A 22,394-nucleotide genomic window follows, 5' to 3' on the forward strand; every position below is an offset into this window, starting at 1 on the left:
CAGGCCCTGCGGCAGGCCCAACCCGGGGACAAGCGGCTTCGCCGTGACCTGCGGTCATCCCCGGCCCGGGCCTGCCTCCGGACCAGCCTGCCACAGCCGTTCAAGCGGCTCCCCGCACATCCCGACCGCCCGCGGGCACGTGTCGACGGGTGTGGGCGGCGGGGCGGGCGTCTCGTAGGGCGGGCGGGGGTCACGTCGGGTGTCACCGGCTGACTACGCTGGGGGTGTCAGCCCAACGATCTAGGAGTGCGCCCCGTGAGAACCGCCGTCGTCATCGGAACCGGACTCATCGGCACCTCCGCGGCGCTCGCGCTGGCCGGGCGCGGGGTCACCGTCTACCTGGCCGATCACGACCCGGCCAACGCGCGGACCGCCGCGGCCCTGGGCGCCGGGACCGACGAGGTGCCGGGCGGGCCGGTCGACCTGGCGATCGTGGCGGTGCCGCCGGCGCACGTGGCCGCCGCGCTCGCCGACGCGATCGGGCGGGGCGTGGCGCGCGCGTACGTCGACGTGGCCAGTGTGAAGGGCGGGCCGCGGCGGGAGCTGGAGGCGCTGGGGCTCGACCTCGCGGCGTACATCGGGACGCACCCGATGGCCGGGAAGGAGCGGTCCGGGCCGCTGGCCGCCACCGCCGACCTCTTCGAGGGGCGCCCCTGGGTGCTCACGCCCACCCGGGACACCGACACCGAGGTGCTGAACCTCGCGCTGGAGCTGGTGGCCCTGTGCCGGGCGGTGCCCGTGGTGATGGACGCCGACGCCCACGACCGGGCGGTGGCGCTGGTCTCGCACACCCCCCAGCTGGTGTCCAGCATGGTCGCCGCGCGGCTGGAGAGCGCCGACGAGACCGCCGTGCGGCTGTGCGGCGGCGGGATAAGGGACGTGACCCGGATCGCCGCCTCCGACCCCCGGATGTGGGTGGACATCCTGTCGGCCAACCCGGGGCCGGTCGCCGACGTGCTCTCCGGGATCGCCGCGGACCTCGACGAGACCGTGCAGGCGCTGCGCGCCCTCCAGTCCGCCGACGAGGACAAGCGCCGCGGCGGCGCCGCCGGCATCGAGGACGTGCTGCGGCGCGGCAACGCCGGCCGGGAGCGGGTGCCGGGCAAGCACGGCCAGGCCCCCACCGCGTACGAGACCGTGGCGGTGCTCATCAGCGACCAGCCGGGCGAGCTGGCCCGGATCTTCGCCGACGCCGGCGCGGCCGGGGTCAACATCGAGGACGTGCGTATCGAACACGCCTCCGGCCAGCAGGCCGGCCACGTCCAGCTGATGGTCGAGCCCCGGGCCGTCGCGGCCCTGACGGCGACCCTGCGCGAGCGCGGCTGGGCCCTGCGGCAGCAGTAGGGCGTCGGCCCGCCCGGCAGGCCGGTAACCTTGGAGAGGGGCGTTTTCGCGCGCCCGCAAACCGCTCGCCGCAGCAGGAAGGTGCCAGACACCGTGGAAACCGCTTCGTCCGCCGTGATCGTCGCCATCGACGGTCCCTCCGGCACGGGCAAGTCCAGCACCTCCAAGGCCGTCGCGGCCAAGCTCGGGCTGCGCTACCTCGACACCGGCGCCCAGTACCGCGCGATCACCTGGTGGATGCTCACCAACGGCGTGGACGTGACCGACCCGCACGCGATCGCGACCGCCGCGGGCAAGCCGTCCATCGTCTCGGGCACCGACCCGGCCGCCCCCACCATCACGGTGGACGGCCTGGACGCCGCCGGTCCGATCCGCACCCAGGAGGTCACCTCCAAGGTCAGCGCGGTCAGCGCGGTCCCGGAGGTGCGCTCGCTCATCACCGAGCTGCAGCGCACCATCGCCGCCCAGGCCCCCGAGGGCATCGTGGTCGAGGGCCGGGACATCGGCACGACCGTGCTGCCCGACGCCGACCTGAAGGTCTTCCTGACCGCCTCCGCCGAGGCCCGCGCCGCCCGCCGCTCCGGCGAGCTCAAGGGCAAGGAGGCGACCGACCTGGCCGCCACCAAGGCGGCGCTGATCCAGCGCGACGCCGCGGACTCCGGTCGCAAGACCTCCCCGCTGGCCAAGGCGGACGACGCGGTCGAGGTCGACACCACCGACCTCACCCTGGACCAGGTCATCGAGTGCGTCGTCACGCTCGTCGAGGAGAAGCGGGCGGCGAAGTGACCAAGGCTCCCGCCCTGCGGGGTGCGGCCGTCGGTCGCCGGATCGGCATCGGGCTGATGTACGGGCTGTGGAAGCCCCGGGTGCTCGGTGCCTGGCGGGTGCCGGCCGCCGGCCCGGTGATCCTGGCCGTCAACCACGCCCACAACATCGACGGGCCCATGCTCATGGGGACCGCGCCCCGGCCGGTGCACTTCCTGATCAAGAAGGAAGCGTTCGTCGGCCCGCTGGGCCCGTTCCTGGAGGGCATCGGCCAGGTCAAGGTCGACCGCAGCGGCGCGGACCGCACCGCGATCACCGCGGCGCTCCAGGTCCTCACCGACGGCGGCGTGCTCGGGATCTTCCCGGAGGGCACCCGCGGCGAGGGGGACTTCGCCTCGCTGCGCGCGGGGCTGGCCTATTTCGCCGTACGATCCGGTGCGCCCATCGTGCCGGTCGCGGTGCTGGGCAGCAGCGAGCGCCGGGGCCGCCTGGTCAAGGCGCTGCCGCCGCTCAAGAGCCGCATCGACATCGTCTTCGGCGAGGCCTTCGAGGCCGGGGACGGGAGTGGCCGGCGCACCCGCACGGCCCTCGACGAGGCCACCGTACGCATCCAGAAGCACCTCACGGCGCACCTGGCCGACGCCAAGCGCCTGACCGGGCGCTGAGCGAGACTGAACCAGTAGTGGGCCCGCGGGAACGCGGGTGCCACCGACCACCACGAACGACGAGGAACGGACTTCATGAACGACCAGCACGACCACGGAGCGCTCGGCGACGCCGAGTACGCGGAGTTCATGGAGCTCGCGGCCGAAGAGGGCTTCGACATCGAGGACGTCGAGGGCGCCATCGAGGAGGCCGGCCACGGCCCGCTCCCCGTCCTCGCCGTCGTCGGCCGGCCCAACGTCGGCAAGTCGACCCTGGTGAACCGCATCATCGGCCGCCGCGAGGCGGTCGTCGAGGACAAGCCGGGCGTCACCCGCGACCGTGTCACCTACGAGGCCGAATGGGCCGGCCGCCGCTTCAAGGTCGTCGACACCGGCGGCTGGGAGCAGGACGTCCTGGGCCTGGACGCCTCCGTCGCCGCCCAGGCGGAGTACGCCATCGAGGCCGCCGACGCCTGCGTCTTCGTCGTCGACGCCAAGGTCGGCGCCACCGACACCGACGAGGCCGTCGTCAAGCTGCTGCGCCGGGCCGGCAAGCCCGTCGTGCTCTGCGCCAACAAGGTCGACGGCCAGAGCGGCGAGGCCGACGCGGCCGCCCTGTGGTCCCTGGGCCTCGGCATGCCGTACCCGGTCTCCTCCCTGCACGGCCGCGGCACCGGCGACATGCTCGACGCCGTCCTGGAGGTGCTGCCGGAGGCCCCGGCGCAGACCTTCGGCGCCGCCCTCGGCGGCCCCCGCCGGATCGCCCTGATCGGCCGCCCGAACGTCGGCAAGTCCTCGCTGCTCAACAAGGTGGCCCGCGAGGAGCGCGTGGTCGTCAACGAGCTCGCCGGCACCACCCGCGACCCGGTCGACGAGCTGATCGAGCTCGGCGGCGTCACCTGGAAGTTCGTGGACACCGCGGGCATCCGCAAGAAGGTGCACCTCCAGACCGGCTCGGACTACTACGCCTCGCTGCGCACCGCCGCCGCCGTCGAGAAGGCGGAGGTCGCGGTCATCCTGATCGACACGAGCGAGAAGATCAGCGTCCAGGACCAGCGCATCATCACCATGGCCGTCGAGGCCGGCCGCGCCATCGTCATCGCCTACAACAAGTGGGACCAGCTCGACGAGGAGCGCCGCTACTACCTCGAGCGCGAGATCGAGACCGAGATGCAGCAGGTGGCCTGGGCCCCCCGCGTCAACGTCTCGGCCATGACCGGCCGCCACATGGAGAAGCTGGTCCCGGCGATCGAGACGGCGCTGGCGGGCTGGGAGACCCGGGTGCCCACCGGGCGCCTGAACGCCTTCCTCGGTGAGATCGTCGCCGCCCACCCGCACCCGATCCGCGGCGGCAAGCAGCCGCGCATCCTGTTCGGCACCCAGGCGGGCACCAAGCCGCCGCGGTTCGTGCTCTTCGCCTCCGGCTTCCTGGAGGCCGGCTACCGCCGCTTCATCGAGCGCCGGCTGCGCGAGGAGTTCGGCTTCGAGGGCACCCCGATCCATATCTCGGTCCGGGTGCGCGAGAAGCGCTCCAAGAAGAAGTAGGCGGCGCCGGGGTCAGAAGCCCCGGCGCGGAGCGGGCGGCAGTGCCGCCGGGACGTGCGTCCCGGTGTGGTGCGGCCGCCCGCCGCCGTATCCGGGGGCGGCCGGCTGGTGGCCGCCGTGGCCGGCGTACGACGGGACCTGCCAGGACGGCTCCGCGGGCCGGTCGGCGACCCAGGTCCAGGACTGCCAGGGGTCGCCGTAGCCGCCCGAGAGACCGCCGGTGGTGAGCGCTCCGAAGCCGGCGAACCCGAGGTCCTCCTCGCCCGAACGGTCCCCCGGCAGGGCCCGGAAGGCCCGCTGGTACTCCGAGCACAGGGCGTCGTAGATCGGGGTGTGCGAGCTGCCGTGGACCTCCCGGGCGTGCGCGGGGCGCATGGCGGGGATGTGGCTCTGGTAGCTCTGCGGGCGCATGGCGTCGTATGAGTGCACGTCGTGCCAACGACCCCGATACCCGCACGGATGCGGGCGGTACGGGAGAAAACGCAGATGGCCGGGGGTACGCGGACCGGTCCGCGTACCCCCGGCGCATGGCTCCCCCGGCCCGTACGCTCCGCCGACCGGGGCGGGGGGAGAGCCGGGTCGGGGCGACCGGGGGAGTCGGGTGGGGCGGGTCCGGCCCGGTGGGCCGGGGGCCCGTCAGGTGCCGGCGAGCGGCATCATCGCGGCGACCAGCAGCCCGGAGGCGGCCGCCTTGTCCAGCGCGTCGCGCAGCAGGTCCTCGCGCGGCTGCTGGCCGATCGAGCCCACCGGGGCGGCGTACACCAGGACCTTCTGGTTGCGGTTGGCCGCGGCCCGCCAGCCCTCGGTGACCGGCAGCGCCTGGTGGGCCTGCCACCAGGCGACCGGGTTGCCGCCGCCGGCCGCCGGCTGCAGGACGGCGTGCAGCTGGCCCATGGCGAGCAGCACGGACCAGCCGGACAGCACGGAGGGCACCGAGCCCATGTCGGTGACCGGGACGAAGCCCTGCTCGATCAGCAGCGGCAGGAAGTCGTCGCCGGGGCCGGTGGTGCCGGGGCGGGCGATCGGCGCGGTCGGCTCCACGACCAGCGCCGGGTACAGCTCGCCGTTGATCAGGACCAGGCCGCTGGTGATGCCGAGGACGGCCTGGCCGCCCGGCACGCTCTCGGGGACGGCGAGCGGCTCGGTGCCGGGGGCGTCCCCGGTGATGCTGCGGACGGCGCCCTGCAGCTGCTCCTCGGAGACCGCCACCACCTGGGAGGGGATGCAGGCGGCGTGGGCGAAGGCGAGGACGGCGGTCTCGTCGCCGACGAACAGCACGGTGCTGGTGCGTTCCCGCTCGGAGTCCCCGGGGGTGCGGCAGGACGTGCAGTCGTAGCTGCCGGGCGCGGTCTCGCCGCGGAGCAGCAGGTCGGCTTCTTCGTCGCCGATCTCGGCGCGTACGTCATCGCTGACGTCGAGCATGCGCGGCACGGGGTGACTCCTCGGACTAGACGTGCTGGGCCGGGCGGTTCCCGGCTCTCCGGGGCTCAACGGGGGATCCGCGGCCGGGGTCACGCCGTCCGGGGGAACGGAATCGAACCGGGGGCCCAGAGGGGTGAACCGGTCGCCACCTGCTGTTCCTTCGTGCCAATTCCTGTCCGTTGTGGAGTAGTTGGCGCTCGAAGCTGCCCGGGTCGGGGGGCGGGCGGTCGCCTCCGGCGGGGGCCCGGCGCGGCCGCCGCCCCCGGGGCGGTCCGGGCCGTCGGCCGACCGGGTGGGTCGGGCGCACGCCCGCGCGCGGCACCCCGGGCCGGCCGGCCCCGCACGCCTAGCGTGATCCGATGCCCCACCTGCGGAACTGGCCGGTCGCCCTCGTGGCCGCCGCCGTGCTGGCCCTCCTCCCGACGACGGCCGGGCCGGCCCGGGCGGTGGCGCCGCCGCCGCCCGCCCCGGGGCCGGCCGGGGCCGCGCACGTCGGCTCGGAGGGGATCATCGGCAGCGGGCCGGGCGACTGCGGGCCCGGCGGCACCTGGCCGTGGGACTGCCTGGCCGACTGCGAGTCCAGCGGCCGCTGGAACATCAACACCGGCAACGGCTTCTACGGGGGCCTGCAGTTCTGGCAGCCGACCTGGGAGCGGCACGGCGGGCTGCTGCTGGCCCCGCGGGCCGACCTGGCCACCCGCGAGCAGCAGATCCGGGTCGCCGAGGCGGTGCTGCCGGTGCAGGGCTGGGGGGCCTGGCCGCTCTGCGCGAAGCGGTACGGGCTGGCCGGGCGGGCGTACGTGGTGCGGGCGGGGGACACCCTGACGGCGATCGCCCGCGCCTGCGGGGTCAAGGGCGGCTGGCAGGCGCTGTACCAGGCCAACCGTGAGCTGCTGGGGGACCGGCCGGGGCGGCTGGTGGTGGGCTGGATCCTGAAGCTCCCGGCCCAGCCGGCGCCCTCGCCGGTCCCCGCGCCCTCGCCGGTCCCCGTCCCTGTGCCGCCGTCCGTTCCGTCGCCGGTGCCGTCGGCCGTCCCTTCGGCCGTTCCTCCGCGGGCACCTTCGCCTGCCCCGTCGGGCGTTCCTCCGCGAGCGCCGTCGCCCGCGCCGTCGGTCCTCCCGTCCTCGCCGCCCGCCCCGGTGCCTGCGCCGTCCCGGCCCGCCCCGAAGCCGGTACCTGCGCCCGGGCCGGCGGGCTCGGTGCGGCCGGCGGCCGGTTCCGGGCCGGGGCGCGGGTGAGGGTGGTCGCCCCGGGCGCTGGCAGACTCGGCGCATGCTCGAGACCTCCGCACGACTGCTGCGCCTGCTCTCCCTCCTCCAGGCGCACCGCGAATGGACCGGCGCCGACCTGGCGGAACGCCTGGGCGTCACCGCGCGCACGGTCCGCCGGGACGTGGACCGGCTGCGCGAGCTCGGCTACCCGGTCAACGCCAGTCCCGGCACCGGCGGCGGCTACCAGCTGGGGGCGGGTGCCGAGCTGCCGCCGCTGCTGCTGGACGACGACGAGGCGGTGGCGGTCGCGGTGGGCCTGCGGACCGCCGCCGGCAACGGCGTGGAGGGCATCGGCGAGGCGTCCGTACGGGCCCTGGCCAAGCTGGAACAGGTACTGCCCGGCCGGCTGCGGCGCCGGGTCTCGGCCCTGAACGAGTTCACCGTCCCGATGCTGCGGGGTCCGGCCCGGGCCACCGTCGACGCCTCGGTGCTGACCGAGCTGGCGGCGGTCTGCCGGGACGGCGAGCGGTTGCGGTTCGCCTACCGGGACCACAACGGCGACTCCAGCCGACGCACCGTCGAGCCCTTCCGGCTGGTGTGCACCGAACGCCGCTGGTACCTGGTGGCCTGGGACGTGGACCGGGCGGACTGGCGGACCTTCCGGGCCGACCGGATCGAGCCCCGGCCCCCGCACGGGCCGCGGTTCGCCCCGCGTCCGGGCCCCGCCGAGGACCTGGCCGGCTACGTGTCCAAGGGCGTCTCGCAGGGCGCGTACGCCCAGCAGGCCGTGCTGCGCCTGCACTGCGCCCCGGAGGAGGCGGTGTCGGCGGTCTCGCCCTCGGACGGGGTCCTGGAGGCCGAGCCGGGCGGCACCACCCTGCTGCGGACCGGGGGCGCCAGCCTGGACCTCCTGGTCATCCACGTGCTGATGCTGGGCGTCGAGTTCGAGGTGCTGGAACCGCCGGAGCTGGTCGCCCGGATCGGCGCGGCCCGCGATCTGCTGGGGCGGGCGACGGAGCGCTCGGCACCGCCGCGCCGCGCGGACGGTACGGGCGCCGCACGGTAGTCGCGCCTGTGGAGGAAACGTGGACATTCGATGGAACGTCAGCCAGGTGAACGGGGCCCGGACACGGAAACGCGACGGGGCAATTCGGAACGGCCCGCGGGGAATTCGGGGGTGCCGTCCGGCGGCCCGGGCGGAACTGCCGGACGGGGCCCGGAAAAGAGAAATGCGCGGAGTGCGGGAAGAGCGGGCGGCGGCCGCCGCGGGCCGGAACGCTGTCGACGTTCTGTGACACAAGCGTGACCCGGGATGGACGAACGTCAGGGCCGCCCCCAGGCATATCACCTGATGGGCGGCCCTGACGTTCGATCAGTCGCACGGTCCCGGTGTGCGTGCCGGACCGGGCGCCGGTGTGCGTGCCGGCCGGTCAGCCGCCGGTGACGGGCCGGGCGGCCGGCCCCCGGGCGGCGCGCTCGGCGTGCGCCGGGCGGCGGCTGCCGGCCGGGGTGGCCGGGGTGCGCTCGGAGCGGATGAGGTGCGGGCGCGGCGGCGTGAGGTGCACGGCCGGCCGGGGCGTGTGCGCGGCCGGCACGGTCTCCCGGGCCGGCTCCTCCTCGGCGCCGGCCGGGGACCGCGGTACGAACACCCGGGCGGGCGCCGAGGCCGGTCCGACCGGTACGGGCACCGGGGCGGCGCTGCGGCGGCGGGCCCGCAGGACCTCGCGGACGGCGAAGACCTTGGCCTCTATGCCGGCGATCAGCGGCTCGAACCAGGGCAGCGCCAGCAGGATCAGCAGACCGGCGGCCCAGCCCAGCAGGACGTCGCTCAGCCAGTGCGTGCCGAGGTAGACGGTGGTGGCGCCGACGCCGAGGGCGACCACCGCGGAGAGCACCGACAGGTTGCGCCGGGTGCGGACGGTGGAGGCCAGGTAGGCGAGGATGCCCCAGGTCACGACGGCGTTGGCGGTGTGACCGGAAGGGAATATATCGCCGCCGGCGAAGAGCTCGGCGGAGCCGATCTGGGTGGCGTAGTGCGGACCGAGCCGGCCGAGGCCGAGCTTCACGGCGCCCACCGTGGCGTTCAGCAGCAGCAGTGCCACGCCGAGGGTGATCAGCGGGCGCAGGGTGTGCTGGCGCCAGGAGCGCCAGCCGAGCCAGGCGGCGACCATCACGGCGGTGGGTCCGCGCTGGCCCAGGACCACGTAGTAGTCCAGGAAGGCGTGCAGCTGCGGCCACTGCTCGTAGGGCCGGAAGAACATGACCTGCCAGTCCAGCCGGACCAGCCAGGACGTGGTCAGCACCCCCACCACGATCGCGAGGTAGAAGGCGAGGGTGGCTCCGAACAGCACCATACGGTGCCGGCTCATCTGCGGAACTTGCAGATGAGCTGGCCGTTCGGGTTCACGGTCCAGCCGGGCGAAGACCCGGTCCAGACGGGTGAAGATTCGGTCGGTACGCACTCAATCGACGTTACCGCGCGTGGCTGCCCGGCCCGGCCGAATCGCTGGGTTTGTGATGACCATGTGATGTGGAGTAGGTCTCATTCGGGGAGTTATTCCCGGCAATCCGCGATTGCCGCGACCCGGCTTGATCGAATCATCTGGAATTCGTCTCGACTCTTACTGGGACTTTATTCGAGTCGGAAATCCCATTACCCGGAAAGAGGCGGAATTCAAGGCTCCGCCACGCCGCTCCCGGTCACGCTCCGGTCACGGCCGCCGCCGGGCGGGCCGCCCCGGACGGGCTCAGGGCGGCCCCGAGCCGTTCAGCCAGAACGCCCCGTAGACCGCGGCGACGGTCGCCGCCACGGCCAGTACCGCCACCGCCCGCGAGGTGCGCCACCGGGCCAGCGCCACCGCCACCGGCAGCAGCAGCGGGAAGGCGGGCAGCAGCAGCCGCGGCTTGGACCCGAAGTACCCCGAGGCGCACAGCGCCAGCGCCACCACGATCCCGCAGTACACCAGCAGGGGCGCCGGCTGCCGGTCCCGGAAGCCCAGCCGGTACAGCCACAGCACCAGGGCCACCCCCAGGATCAGCCCGATCCCGGCCGCGAACGCGGGCGAGGCCAGCCGACCCCCGATGAAGCGGGCGAAGGCCAGGCCCCCGTCGAAGCCGTTGCCCCAGCCGCCCTGCACCTTCAGGTAGCCCAGCAGCCCCCCGCCGGTGCGCCGCCCCACCCACAGCACGTACCCGGCCGCGCCCAGCGGGGCCAGCAGCGCCCCGGCCACCGGCCGCCAGGACCGGTCCCCGGCCCGCCGGGCCAGCAGCGCGCCCACCCACAGGGCGGCCACCACGGCCGCGCCCACCGGCCGGGTCAGCCCGGCGAGCGAGGCCAGCAGCCCCGCGGTCACCCAGCGCCCGGTCAGCACGGCGTACAGGGACCAGGCCGCCAGCGCCGTGAACAGGGACTCGCTGTACGCCATGGACTGCACCACGCCCACCGGCAGGGCGCCCCACAGCACGGCGGCGCACACCCCGGCCCGGCGCCCGTACCGCAGGTCCGTGACCGCGAAGATCCCCCAGGCCGCCGCCAGCGAGGCCAGCCAGGCCACCAGCAGTCCCGCGTCCGCGGCGGAGAGCGGGGTCAGCGCCGCCAGCCCCCGCTCCAGCCAGGGCAGCAGCGGGAAGAACGCCAGGTTCGAATGGACGTCGCCGTTGGGCAGCACCACCTCGTACCCGTAGCCCAGCTCGGCGACCCGGGTGTACCAGAGCGAGTCCCAGCGCTCGGCGAGCAGGTGGTGCGGACTGCTGCCGGCGGCCAGCCCCCACACCGCCAGCGCTGCCAGGCCCAGCAGCCGGACGGCCGCGAAGGCGGCCAGTGCGGGGGCGGCGCGGCGCAGGGCGCCGGCGGTCCGGCTGCGGAAGGGGTGCGGCGGTGCGGGCGGAGCAAGATCGGTCACGGGCATGATTATCGGTGGCGGCGAAGCGGTACGGGCCGTCACCGAGCGGGTACGCGGGGGAGGCGAGTGGCGCACGCCACACCGCGGCGTCCGGAGGGGTGAGAGCTTGACCACGTGATCCACAGCCGAACTCGCGTACGCTGTCGGTTCACTCGCCAGTCGATGCCGGACCCCGAAGGACGCCGTGGCAGACCGCGGCCACGAGGCACCAGAGTCCACCGCTGGTCCGCCGAGTGCGAGGGATCACCTGGGAGGTACGTACATGTCAGGGACGAACACGGTCCGGGAACGGACGGCCTCCCCCTGGCAGCGGCTGGTCACGGCCTCCGGCGGGGCCAACCGCTGGGTCGTCCTGCTCGTCCTCTGCGTCAGCCTGGTCCTGGTGGCCCTGGACGCCACCATCCTGCACGTGGCCGTGCCCGCGGTGACCTCGGACCTGCGCCCCGGCTCCATCGAACTGCTCTGGATCGTCGACGCCTACCCGCTGGTCTGCGCCTCGCTCCTGATCCTCTTCGGCACCCTCGGCGACCGGGTCGGCCGCCGCCGCGTGCTGCTCCTCGGCTACGCCCTCTTCGGCGTGGCCTCGGCGGTCGCGGCCCTGGCGGCCACCGCCCAGGTGCTGATCGCGGCCCGGGTGCTGCTCGGCATCGGCGGGGCCATGATCATGCCGGCCACCCTCTCGATCATCCGGCAGGTCTTCCCCGACCGCCGCGAGCGGGCGACGGCCATCGGCATCTGGACCGCGGTCGCCGCGGTCGGCGCCGCCACCGGCCCGGTGCTCGGCGGCTTCCTGGTCGAGAACTTCTGGTGGGGCTCGGTCTTCCTCATCAACATCCCGCTGATGGCGCTGCTGCTGCCGGCCGCCCGCTGGCTGCTGCCCGAGTCGCGCGGCACCGGTCACGGCCCCTGGGACGTGCTCGGCGCGCTGATGGCCGCGGCCGGCATCCTCGGCCTGGTCCTCGGCGTCAAGCGGGTCGGCGCCGGCGAGGACGTCCTCGGCCTCCGGACCCTGGCCCCGCTGCTGCTCGGCACCCTGCTGCTGGTGCTCTTCGTACGGCGGCAGAAGCGGCGGGCCGACCCGCTGATCGACATCCGGATGTTCTCCCGGCCGACCTTCGCCACCTCCGTCGGCTGCATCGTCCTGGCCATGCTGGCGCTGGTCGGCCTGGAGCTGATCGCCGTCCAGTACCTCCAGCTGGTGCTGGGGCTCAGCCCGCTGGAGACCGGCCTGCGGCTGCTGCCGCTGACCTTCGCGGCGATGGCCGCCGGGGCGAGCGGGTCGTACACGCTGCACCGGATCGGCCCGCGCGCGATGGTCTCGCTCGGCTTCGTGCTGACCGCCCTCGCCGTGCTCTGCCTGACCCTCATGGGCCAGCACGACCGGCCCGCCCTGCTCACCGCCGGTTTCGTCCTGCTCGGCTTCGGCCTGCAGAGCACGCTCTTCGGCGCGTACGAGTCGATGCTCAGCGAGGCCCCGGTGGCGCAGGCCGGCGGCGCCGCGGCGATCGGCGAGACCTCCTACCAGCTCGGCGCCGGCATGGGCATCGCCCTGCTCGGCAGCGTGATGAACGCCGCCTACGCGCCGGGCCTCGCACACGTCCCCGGCGTGCCCGCCGCCGACAGCGCGGGCGCCGCCCACTCGCTCGGCGAGGCCTACCAGATCGCCGCCGCGCTCGGCGGCGGCCCGGGGCAGTCCCTCTACCACGCGGCCCGGAGCGCCTTCGTGCACGGACTGCACGTCACCCTCTTCGTCAGCGCCGGACTGCTGCTGCTCGGCGCGCTCGCCGCGCTGCGCCTGCCCAAGGTCATGGACTGCGCGGCCGCCGAGGAGGAGGCGGCCGCCGGGGCCCCCACCGGGACCGGTACGGTGACGCTGCCCGCCCAGCCGGGCGGCGAGAGCGCCGCCCGGCCGCGCCGGGTCCGGGTACCGGCGCCCGCCGCGCGCCACAGCACGGTCGAGCCGGCCGGGTCTGGACGCGCGGCACCCTGAGTCGTAACGTCGGCGCCGGGATCAAAAACTCCCACTGCTAGTTTTCCCGCGCCCGTCGACCGCGCCCGCCGGAGGCCCCTCGTGTCCGCACTGCCGCCCTTCGACCCCGCCGACCCCCTCGGCATCGACGACCTGCTCGGCCCCGAGGACCTGGCCGTGCGCGACACGGTCCGCTCCTGGGCCGCCGACCGCGTCCTGCCGCACGTCGCCCAGTGGTACGAGAGCGGCGAACTGCCCGGCATCCGCGAGCTGGCCCGCGAGCTCGGCGCCATCGGCGCGCTCGGGATGTCGCTGGAGGGGTACGGCTGCGCCGGCGCGAGCGCCGTCCAGTACGGCCTGGCCTGCCTGGAGCTGGAGGCCGCCGACTCCGGGATCCGCTCGCTGGTCTCCGTCCAGGGTTCGCTGGCCATGTACGCGATCTGGAAGTACGGCACCGAGGAGCAGAAGCAGCGCTGGCTGCCCGGCATGGCCGCCGGCGAGCTGATCGGCTGCTTCGGCCTGACCGAGCCCGACCACGGCTCCGACCCCGCGGGCATGCGGACGTACGCCAAGAAGGACGGCACCGACTGGGTGCTGACCGGCCGCAAGATGTGGATCACCAACGGCTCGGTGGCCGCGGTCGCGGTGGTCTGGGCCCAGACCGACGAGGGCATCCGCGGCTTCGCCGTGCCCACCGACAGCCCCGGCTTCTCGGCCCCCGAGATCAAGCACAAGTGGTCGCTGCGCGCCTCGGTCACCAGCGAGCTGGTCATGGACGAGGTGCGGCTGCCGGCCGATGCGCTGCTGCCCGGCGCCAAGGGGCTCGGCGGGCCGCTGAGCTGCCTGAGCCACGCCCGGTACGGGATCGTCTGGGGCTCGATGGGCGCCGCCCGCGCCAGCTTCGAGGCGGCGCTGGAGTACGCCCGCACCCGTGAGCAGTTCGGCAAGCCGATCGGCGGCTTCCAGCTCACCCAGGCCAAGCTCGCCGACATGGCGGTGGAACTGCACAAGGGCGTCCTGCTCGCCCATCACCTGGGCACCCGCATGGACGCCGGGCGGCTGCGCCCGGAGCAGGTCAGCTTCGGCAAGCTGAACAACGTCCGCGAGGCCATCGAGATCTGCCGCACCGCGCGCACGATCCTGGGCGCCAACGGCATCTCGCTCGAGTACCCCGTCATGCGCCACGCGACCAACCTGGAGTCCGTGCTCACCTACGAGGGCACGGTCGAGATGCACCAGCTCGTGCTGGGCAAGGCGCTCACCGGGCTGGACGCCTTCCGGTAAGCCGCCGGGCGGACGGGCGGGGGCCCTGGGGAGGTGCCCCCGCGGTCAGCTCTGGTTGAAGAAGCCGTCGGCGGCCCGGCCGCCCTCGCCGCTGACGATCTGGGTGTCGGCGGGGGTCAGCAAGAAGACCCGGGTCGCCACGCGCTCGATGGAGCCGCGCAGTCCGAAGGTCAGACCGGCCGCGAAGTCCACCACGCGCTTGGCGTCGGTGGGGTCCATGGAGGAGAGGTTGACGATGACCGGGACGCCGTCCCGGAACAGCTCGCCGATGCCCCGGGCGTCCCGGAAGCCGTCCGGGGTGACCGTGGCGATCCGGCGGCCCTGCTCGACGGCAGAGTCGGAGACCACCTTCACGCGCGGGTCGGTGACCCACTGGTCGCCACCGGCCGCCGACTCCTGGGCGTACTCGTCGTCGTAGTAACGCTCGTCGTCGCTGTCCTCGACAAGTCCCAGCCAGGCACTCGCCTTGCGCACCGAACCCATGGACGCCTCCTTTCACCGCGGTCAGTTCTTGGTTCCGCATCCCTATCGTCGTCCATGATGCTGACAGCGCGCCAAGTGGATAGGCACCGCGCAGGGGTTTCGTGACGGTTCTGGTGCAGAACGCCCGGTGTCCCGTCAAGGATCTTCGTGGCTACGACTGCTGACTGAGTGAAAATACGATGCATCGCTCCGTACGGGTGACGAAGCGTGCGTACGGGTGAAGGAACCAGGTCGGTAGGATGCCCCGGCACACGCGATCGATGCACGGGGGGACCGGCGTGTTCGGAATAGTCAGGCCATGCACGCACCGGCTGGGCGAGCGGTACAAGGGCGAGTGGATGGCCCATCTCTGTGGGCTCTGCCTGGCACTTCGCGGGGACCACGGCCAGCTCGCCCGCATCGTCACCAACTACGACGGCCTGCTGGCCTCCGTCCTGACGGAGGCTCAGGCCGGCACCGGCCCCGCCGACCGGCGCACCGCCGGGCCCTGCCCGCTGCGCGGGATGCGCACCGCGCCGGTGGCCCGGGGTGAGGGCGCGCGGCTCGCGGCGGCCGTCTCGCTGGTGCTGGCCTCGGCGAAGGTCCGGGACCACGTGGCCGACCGGGACGGGCTGTTGGCCCGCGCCCCGCTCGCGCTGGCCGCCCGTACGGTGGCCCGCGGCTGGGACCGGGCCGGGGCCCGCACCGGGGCCTCCGTCGGTTTCGACACCGCGCTGCTGGTGGACGCCGTGGACCGGCAGGGCGCCCTGGAGGCGCTGGCCGGGATCGGCACGCCGATCCTCACCGTCACCGAGCCCACCGAGACCGCGACCGCGGCGGCCTTCGCCCATACCGCGGTCCTGGCCGGCCGGCCCGGCAACGCCCGGCCGCTGGCCGAGGCCGGCGCGCTCTTCGGCCGGCTCGCGCACCTGCTCGACGCGGTCGAGGACCGGTCCGCAGACGCCCTCGCGGGCGCCTGGAACCCGCTCACCGCGACCGGAACCTCCCTGGTGGAAGCCCGCCGGCTGTGCGACGACGCGCTGCACGGGATCCGGCTGGCGCTGCGGGAGGTCGAGTTCGCCGACCGGGGGCTGGCCCACCTGCTCCTGGTGCACGAGCTGCGCAACTCGGTGGACCGGGCCTTCGGGACGAGCAGCTGCGGGCACGGCGCCGGGGCCCCGGCGAACGACGGCAACCCGTACAAGACCCCGTACGAGAACCCGTACGTCCCGGGCAGTCCGCTGCTGCCGCCGCCGCCCGGCCACCCCGGGGGTCCCGGCGGCCCCTTCGGGCCGGGCGGCCCGGGCGGGCCCGGCAGGCACAAGCCGCCGCGCGGGCTGATCGCCGGCTGTGCGGCCTTCCTCGGGCTCTTCTGCACCTGCCAGATGTGCTGCACCGAGCACGACGGCCCCTGGTCCCGCAAGCGGCGGGACCCGTGGTGCGACGGCTGCGACGGGTGCAACGGCTGCGACTGCCCGAGCTGTGACGGCTGCTGCTGCGACGGCTGTGACTGCTGCGACTGCGGTGGCTGCGACTGCGGCTGCTGAGCCGCCGGGGCCGGGCGTGCGGGAGGTCCGTCCGGCCTACTCCCCGATAGCCGGCCGGTCGTACGGGGCAGTCAGTGCGGCATGACGGCTCCTGACGCCCCCTCAGCCCGGCCGGCCCCCGCCGGGTACCCGGAAGGTCGAATTCCGGCCGTTCCCGGCGCCGGGCGCCGTCGCCCCGCGCGCCGCTCGGACCGCCTCATCCGCCCCGTCCCGCCCCCCGGCGGCGTCCTGGCGCGCCCCGCCGAGGCGGGCGGGCGACGGCCGAAAGGCGCCCTTGCGACCGCCCACCGGCACCACCACACTCCCGAGCAGCGCTTGTCAGGGGCACGGCATTCCGTCACCCGAACCCCCCTGACTGCGCCTCACCGGGCCCCCGTAACCCCACTGCGGCCCCCGATCCCCCCTGGGAGGAACGAAAAGTGAGGATCAAGCGCATCACCCCCACCCGGCTGGCGGCCCTCGCCACCGGACTCGCCGCCTGCGCCGCCCTCGCCGCCCCGGCCACCGCGAGCGCGGACCAGGGCGCCGGCTACGGACCCGAGCGGCTGGCCGCGGCCGGCGCGTCGGTCCAGCGCGCCGACGTCGCCGGCACCGCCTGGCACACCGACCCCGCCACCGGCACGCTCGTGGTGCTGGCCGACTCCCGCGTCTCGGCCGGGGACATCGCCCGGATCAAGCGGGAGGCCGGGGCCGACGCCGGCGCCATCAAGGTCGAGCGGACCCGCGGCCGCTTCTCCAAGCTGCTCGCCGGCGGTGACGCCATCTACGCCAGCAGCTGGCGCTGCTCCCTGGGCTTCAACGTGCGCAGCGGCTCCACGTACTACTTCCTGACCGCCGGCCACTGCACCGACGGCGCCGGCACCTGGTACACCAGCTCCGCGCACACCACCAGCATCGGCCCGACGGTCGGCTCCAGCTTCCCGGGCAACGACTACGGCATCGTCCGGTACGACAACGCCTCCCTCGCCCACCCCGGCGCGGTCGGCAGCCAGGACATCACCAGCGCCGCCAACGCCACCGTCGGCATGTCGGTGACCCGCCGCGGCTCCACCACCGGCATCCACAGCGGCTCGGTGACCGCGCTCAACGCCACCGTCAACTACGGCGGCGGGGACGTCGTCTCCGGGCTGATCCGGACCAACGTCTGCGCCGAGCCGGGCGACAGCGGCGGCCCGCTCTACTCGGGCAGCCGGGCCATCGGCCTCACCTCCGGCGGCAGCGGCGACTGCTCCTTCGGCGGCACCACCTTCTTCCAGCCGGTCACCGAGGCGCTCGCCGCGTACGGGGTGAGCGTCTACTGACCGGGCAGCCGGGTCGCTGACCCCCGCGCCCCCGTCCGCGCCCCTGGACGTTCCCCCGCCTTCTGGGAGGATGTCCGGGGGCGCTGCGGCGTGCAGGAGTCCCGGCGCCGCTGCGGGCGCGGCGCCCGCCCCGCACCGTGCGCGCCGGGCCGTACGGACGGGGGACCGCCGGGATGAAACGCATCGGCGTGACCGGGCACCGGGCCATCCCGGCGGAGCTGCTGGGTCATGTCACCGAAGGCCTGCGGGCGTTGCTGCGGGGCCACGACGGGCCGATGGAGGCGCTGTCCAGCCTCGCCGAGGGCGCCGACCAGATCTTCGCCGAACTGGCGCTGGAGTGCGGGGCCGATCTGACCGTGGTCATCCCCAGCGGGGACTACGAGGCGACCTTCGCCGACCCCGGCGCGCTGGCGCGGTTCCGGCGGCTGCGCGGGCGGGCCAGCCAGGAGATCCGGCTGGACTACCCCCGCGCCACCGACGACGCGTACTACGCGGCCGGCACCCGCATCGCCGACGCCTGCGACCGGCTGGTGGCGGTCTGGGACGGCGAACCGGCCCGCGGCCGCGGTGGCACGGGCGACATCGTCGCCTACGCGCGGGCGGCCGGGAAGCCGGTGAGCGTCATCTGGCGGGCGGGTGTCACCCGCGACTGAGGACGTAATCGACGCTACGTCAACTGCTGTGCCGGGCCAGCCAGTCGGTGTGCTGGGGCGAGACGTAGCGCTCCGTCTCGTAGACGGCCGAGGGCCACTGGTCCTCCGTGATGGTGGTCTGCATGACGACCATCATCGCCGCCAGGTCCTGCTCGATCAGGGTGTGCGCCTCGATGAGCGGATGGTGCCGGCGCATCTCGTGCCAGGCGATCGCGGCGGCGGTGGCGGTGCCCAGCAGTCCGGGCAGTCCGCCGCCGGGGCCCGAACCGAAGGCCCTGAACAGGGCGAAGAGCAGGCCGAGCGCGGTCAGCAGGACGATGGTCCAGGACCACAGCGCGGTCGCCCGGCGGGAGACCTCGGTCTTGCGCTGGTACCAGTTGCGCTGCTCGATCAGCCGGTCGCGGACGTACGTCTCGCGCCGCACGCTGTAGACCCGGCCCCGCAACTGCTCCATGGCGCCGGTTATTTCGCCGCCCGGGGGGATGGCCCCCGACTGCCGCGGGTCCTCCCAGCCCATCTTCCTCAGCTCGGCCAACCCGGACTCCAGCCGGGTACGGTACAGCTCTTCGTCATCCGCTCCCGCCGCTCCGAAGGGTGCACCGTGAACGGCATACCGCCAGGCCAGGGACTTGATGAACTCCGCCGCGGAGCGGTTCAGCTGCCACTGCGGCCGGGCCCGCCGGCGGGTGCTGCGCACCCCGATGCCGAGTACGCCCGCGTACGCCAACAGGGCGGCGAGGCCCGGGAGTCGGAGCGGTCCGACCGCGGGCCCGGCCGGCAGCGAGGCGGCCGCGGCGGCCAGCACGAGCAGTAGCAGCTGGGTGCGGGTGGCCTGGGTGGACTCGCGCTGCCGGGAGATCGCCGCCCGGTCGGCGTGGTGGAAAAGGGCCGGCAGGTCCTCGTGTCCGAAAGTCATGCTGTTCAGAGATCCGCGGTATTCCATCACAGCCCACCCCCCAGTCTGCTGTTCTGGTGCTCACGCTTTCGATAGAACGCTTGACCTGGCCTCATGTCTCGGTTGCCATTAGTGCCCGGGAGAGTAAAGTCCACACCGACACTAGCGCGTCGCTGTTGTCATTTCCATGCCCATTCCCTAAGGACGGCCGTGAACTCCACCGCATCCCTCTCGACCGGCGCCGACCAGAAGCGCCGCGTTCCTCTGGCCGACATCGACGTCCGCAGCAGTGCGGCCGCCGCGGCCCTCAGCCGGGTGCTTCCGTCCGAAACCGGCCGTCCGGTCCAGACCCCGATCTTCAACTCGGCGGTCTAGTCCCGGAGTAAAGCCCTACTCTGGTGGAATGACCGGCCTGATCGCATTTCGCGAGATCGTCCTCAAGGTTCACAGCAGATGCGATCTTGCCTGTGATCACTGTTATGTATATGAACATGCGGACCAGAGCTGGCGGGCCCGGCCCAAGGTGATCTCGGCGGAAGCCGTTGCACAGACCGCCTTCCGGCTCGCCGAACACGCGAAAGACCATGCGCTCCCCTCCGTCACCGTGATCCTTCACGGGGGGGAGCCGCTGCTGGCGGGCCCCGCCCGACTGCGCCTGGTGTGCGCGGAGTTCACCCGCGCCCTCGACGGCATCGCCGCCCTCGACCTGCGCATCCACACCAACGGCCTCCAGCTCGGCACCCGTTACCTCGACCTGTTCGCCGAGTACGACGTGAAGGTCGGGGTCTCCCTCGACGGCGACCGGGTCGCCAACGACCGGCACCGCCGCTTCGCCGACGGCCGCACCAGCCACCCGCTGGTCCTCGAAGCCCTCGGACTGCTCCGCTCGGCCCCCTACCGCCACCTCTACCAGGGCCTGTTGTGCACGGTGGACGTCGAGAACGACCCGGTGGCGGTGCTGGACGCGCTCACCGCCCTGGAGCCCCCGCGGATCGACTTCCTGCTGCCGCACGCCACCTGGGAGGCGCCGCCGCCCCGGCCGGCCGGCGTGCCCGACGCCTACGCCCGCTGGCTGCTGCGCGCCTTCGACCACTGGGAGGCCGGCGGCCGGCCGGTGCCGGTCCGGCTCTTCGGCTCCCTGCTGAGCACCCTGCGCGGCGGCCCCAGCCTCACCGAGTCCCTGGGCCTGGCCCCCACCGACCTGGTGGTGGTCGAGACCGACGGCAGCCTCGAGCAGGTCGACTCCCTCAAGAGCGCCTACGAAGGCGCCGCGGCCACCGGCTTCGACGTCTTCGGCCACTCCTTCGACCAGGTCGCGGCCCATCCCGGCGTGCGGGCCCGGCAGCTGGGCCTGGCCGGCGTCAGCGCGCAGTGCCGGGCGTGCCCCGTCGTACGCTCGTGCGGGGGCGGCCTGTACACGCACCGCTACCGGGCCGCCAACGGCTTCGACAACCCCTCCGTCTACTGCGCCGACCTGCGGGAACTGGTCGACGGGGTGGCCGGCCGGACCGCCGGTTCCGAGACCGTGGCAGCCCTGGCCGAGCCGGCCGAGCTCACCGCCGCCCAGCAGGACCTGACCCGGATGCTGCTGGCGCGGTTGCACGACGACCTGGCCGGGGCCGGCGGGGAGGACTGGGAGCGGGCCTGGGAGACGCTGTCGGCCGTGGAGCGGGCCGGCCGGGGGCTGGACGCCGTACTCGACCACCCGTACACCCGCACCTGGCTGCTGGCGGTGCTGGAGGAGGTCCGGCAGGGCCGGCCGGACGTGGCCGCGGCCGCCCGGCGGCTGGCCGCCCTGGCTGCGGCGGCCGTGCTGCGCGGCCGCCTCGACCTGCCGGCGGCGGTGCCCTACCGCGACGGCGAGGTGTACCTGCCCACCCTCGGCCTGCTGCGGATCGGCGCCCCCGGCACCGACGGGCGGGCCCTGCTCCGCACCGCCGACCGGGGGCACCTGGTCCGCGACGGGCGCTCCGAGCACCGCTTCGGGACCGCCGCCGGCCCCCGGTGGCAGCCGGTCCGCGGCTGGGACGGGGTCGCGCTGGAAGACCTCGACCCCTACCGGCACTGCTTCAGCCGGCCGCCCCGGCTGCGGCTGGGGGCCGCCGAGGCCGCCGACTGGCAGGGCCGGCTGACCGCCGCCTGGCAGCTGCTGCACCGGACGGTGCCCGGGCTGGCGCGGCAGGCCGCCGCCGGGCTCACCACCGTGACCCCGCTGGCCGGCGGACCCCGGGCCGGGCGCGGGGAGGCCGGCCGGCACGGTCCGGGGGCGCTGGGACTGCCCTACTCCGGCGGGGTGCGGGAGACCGCGCTGGCCCTGCTGACCGGCCGGCGGCGGGCCCGGCTGCGGGCCCTGACGGAGGTCGCCGACCTGTACGCGCTGGACGGCGAATGGCTGCACCCGGCGCCCTGGCGGGAGCGGCCGGTACCGGTCTCCCGGCTGCTGGCCGACGTCCACGAACACGTCGCGGCGGCGGCCTTCCGGCGGGCGGCCGGCCCGGACCCGGCCGGCGGTGCGGACCCCGCCGGGACCCCGGCCGGGCAGGTCGAGGCGGCCCTGGACCTGCTCGAGGGCGCCGCCGAGCTCACCACCACCGGCCGGGCCCTGGTCGGGGAGCTGCGCGGAGAGCTGAAGGGCGCGGTCGGATGAGTGCGACGGAGCGGCTGGCGGGGGAGTTACGGGAGCTGGGCCTGGCAGCCGGGGACCGGGTGCTGGTGCACGCCGGGCTGCGCGGCACCGGGCTGCGGTCCGGGGAGCTGCTGGGGGCCCTGCGGGCGGCGGTCGGGGCGCGGGGCACCGTCGTGGTGCCGGCCTTCACCCCGGAGAACTCCGCGAGCTCCGCCGCGCACCGGGCCAGGACCGCCGGGATGACCGCGGCGCAGGCGGCGGCCTTCCGGGCCGCCATGCCGGCCTTCGACCCCGGCAGCACCCCCAGCCAGGGCATGGGCCGGCTCGCCGAGGCCGTGCGGACCGCGCCGGGGGCGCGGCGCAGCGCCCATCCGCAGAGTTCTTTCGCCGCCCTGGGAGGAGAGGCCCGGCTGATCTGCGCGGGCCATCGCACGGAATGCCACCTGGGGGAGGAGTCGCCTCTGGGAACGCTGTTCTGGAAGGGGGCGAAGGTACTCCTGATCAATGTGGGATTCGACGTGTGCACCGCGTTCCATCTCGCGGAATACCGAATTCCGAAGCCCCTCTTGCGCGAGTACCGATGCGTGGTCAACCTGCGGGGTAAGGCGCAGTGGATCGGGTACGACGATGTGGCGCTCGACGACAGCGATTTCGCGGAGATCGGGAGATCCTTTCCGGTGTCCTCGATGAGCCGGGGGCAGGTGGGAGGGGCGGCCGCGATGATGTTCCCGATCGGCGAGGCGGTGGACCACGCCCTTTCCTGGATGACCGAAAACAGGCGTTGATTGCCCCAACGCCGAGGGGAATCGTTTCCATTCGATGTG

At 74.4% G+C, this 22,394-nt stretch carries 20 protein-coding genes; 14 read left to right on the top strand and 6 right to left on the bottom strand.

The features are described from left to right. Window positions 1-255 precede the first annotated feature (255 nt). The 4 genes from AB0O40_RS25620 (at window position 256) to der (ending at window position 4,298) form a co-directional block, all read left to right on the top strand. Window positions 256-1,344 (top strand): prephenate dehydrogenase, encoded by a 1,089-nt coding sequence (locus AB0O40_RS25620; RefSeq protein WP_365046162.1) that lies wholly within the window; start codon window positions 256-258, stop codon window positions 1,342-1,344. Window positions 1,345-1,437: 93 nt separating this feature from the next. Beyond that, on the top strand, window positions 1,438-2,130 hold the full coding sequence (gene cmk / locus AB0O40_RS25625; RefSeq protein ID WP_365046165.1) for a (d)CMP kinase: 693 nt from the start codon (window positions 1,438-1,440) through the stop codon (window positions 2,128-2,130). Window positions 2,131-2,186: 56 nt separating this feature from the next. Continuing rightward, window positions 2,187-2,774 carry a lysophospholipid acyltransferase family protein gene (locus AB0O40_RS25630; protein WP_365046255.1) on the top strand — a complete coding sequence of 196 codons (588 nt, stop codon included), beginning with the start codon at window positions 2,187-2,189 and terminating at the stop codon, window positions 2,772-2,774. A gap of 75 nt (window positions 2,775-2,849) precedes the next feature. Continuing rightward, on the top strand, window positions 2,850-4,298 hold the full coding sequence (der, locus tag AB0O40_RS25635; RefSeq protein WP_365046168.1) for a ribosome biogenesis GTPase Der: 1,449 nt from the start codon (window positions 2,850-2,852) through the stop codon (window positions 4,296-4,298). A 12-nt stretch (window positions 4,299-4,310) separates the two neighbouring features. On the opposite strand, the gene AB0O40_RS25640 is transcribed toward der, so the two are convergent. Both AB0O40_RS25640 and AB0O40_RS25645 read right to left on the bottom strand, forming a co-directional pair. Next, a complete protein-coding gene (locus tag AB0O40_RS25640; protein ID WP_365046171.1) occupies window positions 4,311-4,727 on the bottom strand; it encodes a hypothetical protein in 417 nt (138 codons plus the stop codon). Between the two features lie 207 nt (window positions 4,728-4,934). Then, complete coding sequence (locus AB0O40_RS25645; protein ID WP_365046174.1) at window positions 4,935-5,729, bottom strand: hypothetical protein; 795 nt, start codon at window positions 5,727-5,729, stop codon at window positions 4,935-4,937. 350 nt (window positions 5,730-6,079) lie between these two features. Between AB0O40_RS25645 and AB0O40_RS25650 the strand changes: the two genes are divergently transcribed. Both AB0O40_RS25650 and AB0O40_RS25655 read left to right on the top strand, forming a co-directional pair. Next, window positions 6,080-6,958 (top strand): transglycosylase family protein, encoded by an 879-nt coding sequence (locus AB0O40_RS25650; RefSeq protein WP_365046177.1) that lies wholly within the window; start codon window positions 6,080-6,082, stop codon window positions 6,956-6,958. A 34-nt stretch (window positions 6,959-6,992) separates the two neighbouring features. Then, window positions 6,993-7,997: a YafY family protein gene (locus tag AB0O40_RS25655; protein ID WP_365046180.1), complete on the top strand. Its 1,005-nt coding sequence runs from the start codon at window positions 6,993-6,995 to the stop codon at window positions 7,995-7,997. A gap of 364 nt (window positions 7,998-8,361) precedes the next feature. On the opposite strand, the gene AB0O40_RS25660 is transcribed toward AB0O40_RS25655, so the two are convergent. Together AB0O40_RS25660 and AB0O40_RS25665 are read right to left on the bottom strand one after the other, a co-directional pair. Further along, window positions 8,362-9,393, bottom strand: coding sequence for a phosphatase PAP2 family protein (locus AB0O40_RS25660; protein ID WP_365046183.1), 1,032 nt, complete (start codon window positions 9,391-9,393; stop codon window positions 8,362-8,364). A gap of 285 nt (window positions 9,394-9,678) precedes the next feature. Continuing rightward, on the bottom strand, window positions 9,679-10,833 hold the full coding sequence (locus AB0O40_RS25665; protein WP_365046186.1) for a hypothetical protein: 1,155 nt from the start codon (window positions 10,831-10,833) through the stop codon (window positions 9,679-9,681). 262 nt (window positions 10,834-11,095) lie between these two features. On the opposite strand from AB0O40_RS25665, the gene AB0O40_RS25670 reads away from it, so the two are divergent. Then, window positions 11,096-12,823 (top strand): MFS transporter, encoded by a 1,728-nt coding sequence (locus tag AB0O40_RS25670; protein WP_365046189.1) that lies wholly within the window; start codon window positions 11,096-11,098, stop codon window positions 12,821-12,823. A gap of 90 nt (window positions 12,824-12,913) precedes the next feature. Continuing rightward, on the top strand, window positions 12,914-14,086 hold the full coding sequence (locus tag AB0O40_RS25675; RefSeq protein WP_365046258.1) for an acyl-CoA dehydrogenase family protein: 1,173 nt from the start codon (window positions 12,914-12,916) through the stop codon (window positions 14,084-14,086). Window positions 14,087-14,131: 45 nt separating this feature from the next. On the opposite strand, the gene sepF is transcribed toward AB0O40_RS25675, so the two are convergent. After that, on the bottom strand, window positions 14,132-14,569 hold the full coding sequence (sepF, locus tag AB0O40_RS25680; protein WP_365046192.1) for a cell division protein SepF: 438 nt from the start codon (window positions 14,567-14,569) through the stop codon (window positions 14,132-14,134). Window positions 14,570-14,847: 278 nt separating this feature from the next. Here sepF and AB0O40_RS25685 point away from each other — a divergent pair, with 278 nt between their 5' ends. The 3 genes from AB0O40_RS25685 to AB0O40_RS25695 all read left to right on the top strand — a co-directional run bounded on the left by AB0O40_RS25685 (window position 14,848) and on the right by AB0O40_RS25695 (window position 18,049). Continuing rightward, window positions 14,848-16,095 carry a DUF5685 family protein gene (locus AB0O40_RS25685; protein WP_365046195.1) on the top strand — a complete coding sequence of 416 codons (1,248 nt, stop codon included), beginning with the start codon at window positions 14,848-14,850 and terminating at the stop codon, window positions 16,093-16,095. Between the two features lie 419 nt (window positions 16,096-16,514). Beyond that, entirely contained in the window at window positions 16,515-17,396 is an 882-nt protein-coding gene (locus AB0O40_RS25690) for a S1 family peptidase (protein ID WP_365046198.1), read from the top strand. Between the two features lie 173 nt (window positions 17,397-17,569). After that, complete coding sequence (locus tag AB0O40_RS25695; RefSeq protein ID WP_365046201.1) at window positions 17,570-18,049, top strand: hypothetical protein; 480 nt, start codon at window positions 17,570-17,572, stop codon at window positions 18,047-18,049. Between the two features lie 19 nt (window positions 18,050-18,068). Here the strand turns inward: AB0O40_RS25695 and AB0O40_RS25700 are convergent, their stop codons facing one another. Further along, window positions 18,069-18,965 (bottom strand): DUF4231 domain-containing protein, encoded by an 897-nt coding sequence (locus tag AB0O40_RS25700; protein ID WP_365046203.1) that lies wholly within the window; start codon window positions 18,963-18,965, stop codon window positions 18,069-18,071. Between the two features lie 189 nt (window positions 18,966-19,154). Here AB0O40_RS25700 and fxsA point away from each other — a divergent pair, with 189 nt between their 5' ends. The 3 genes from fxsA to AB0O40_RS25715 are packed head-to-tail and all read left to right on the top strand — an operon-like array spanning window position 19,155 to window position 22,355. Beyond that, window positions 19,155-19,319 (top strand): FxSxx-COOH cyclophane-containing RiPP peptide, encoded by a 165-nt coding sequence (gene fxsA / locus AB0O40_RS25705; RefSeq protein WP_365046206.1) that lies wholly within the window; start codon window positions 19,155-19,157, stop codon window positions 19,317-19,319. 28 nt (window positions 19,320-19,347) lie between these two features. After that, the gene (gene fxsB / locus AB0O40_RS25710) at window positions 19,348-21,591 is read left to right on the top strand and encodes a radical SAM/SPASM protein FxsB, inactivated metallohydrolase extension form (RefSeq protein WP_365046209.1); all 2,244 of its coding nucleotides are present in this window, start codon (window positions 19,348-19,350) and stop codon (window positions 21,589-21,591) included. Next, window positions 21,588-22,355, top strand: a complete 768-nt coding sequence (locus tag AB0O40_RS25715) for an AAC(3) family N-acetyltransferase (protein ID WP_365046212.1) — start codon at window positions 21,588-21,590, stop codon at window positions 22,353-22,355. The genes fxsB and AB0O40_RS25715 overlap by 4 nt, the downstream gene beginning before the upstream one ends. Window positions 22,356-22,394: the final 39 nt, after the last annotated feature.

This window comes from Streptomyces sp. NPDC089919, from assembly GCF_040684615.1.
Classification (GTDB): domain Bacteria; phylum Actinomycetota; class Actinomycetes; order Streptomycetales; family Streptomycetaceae; genus Streptomyces.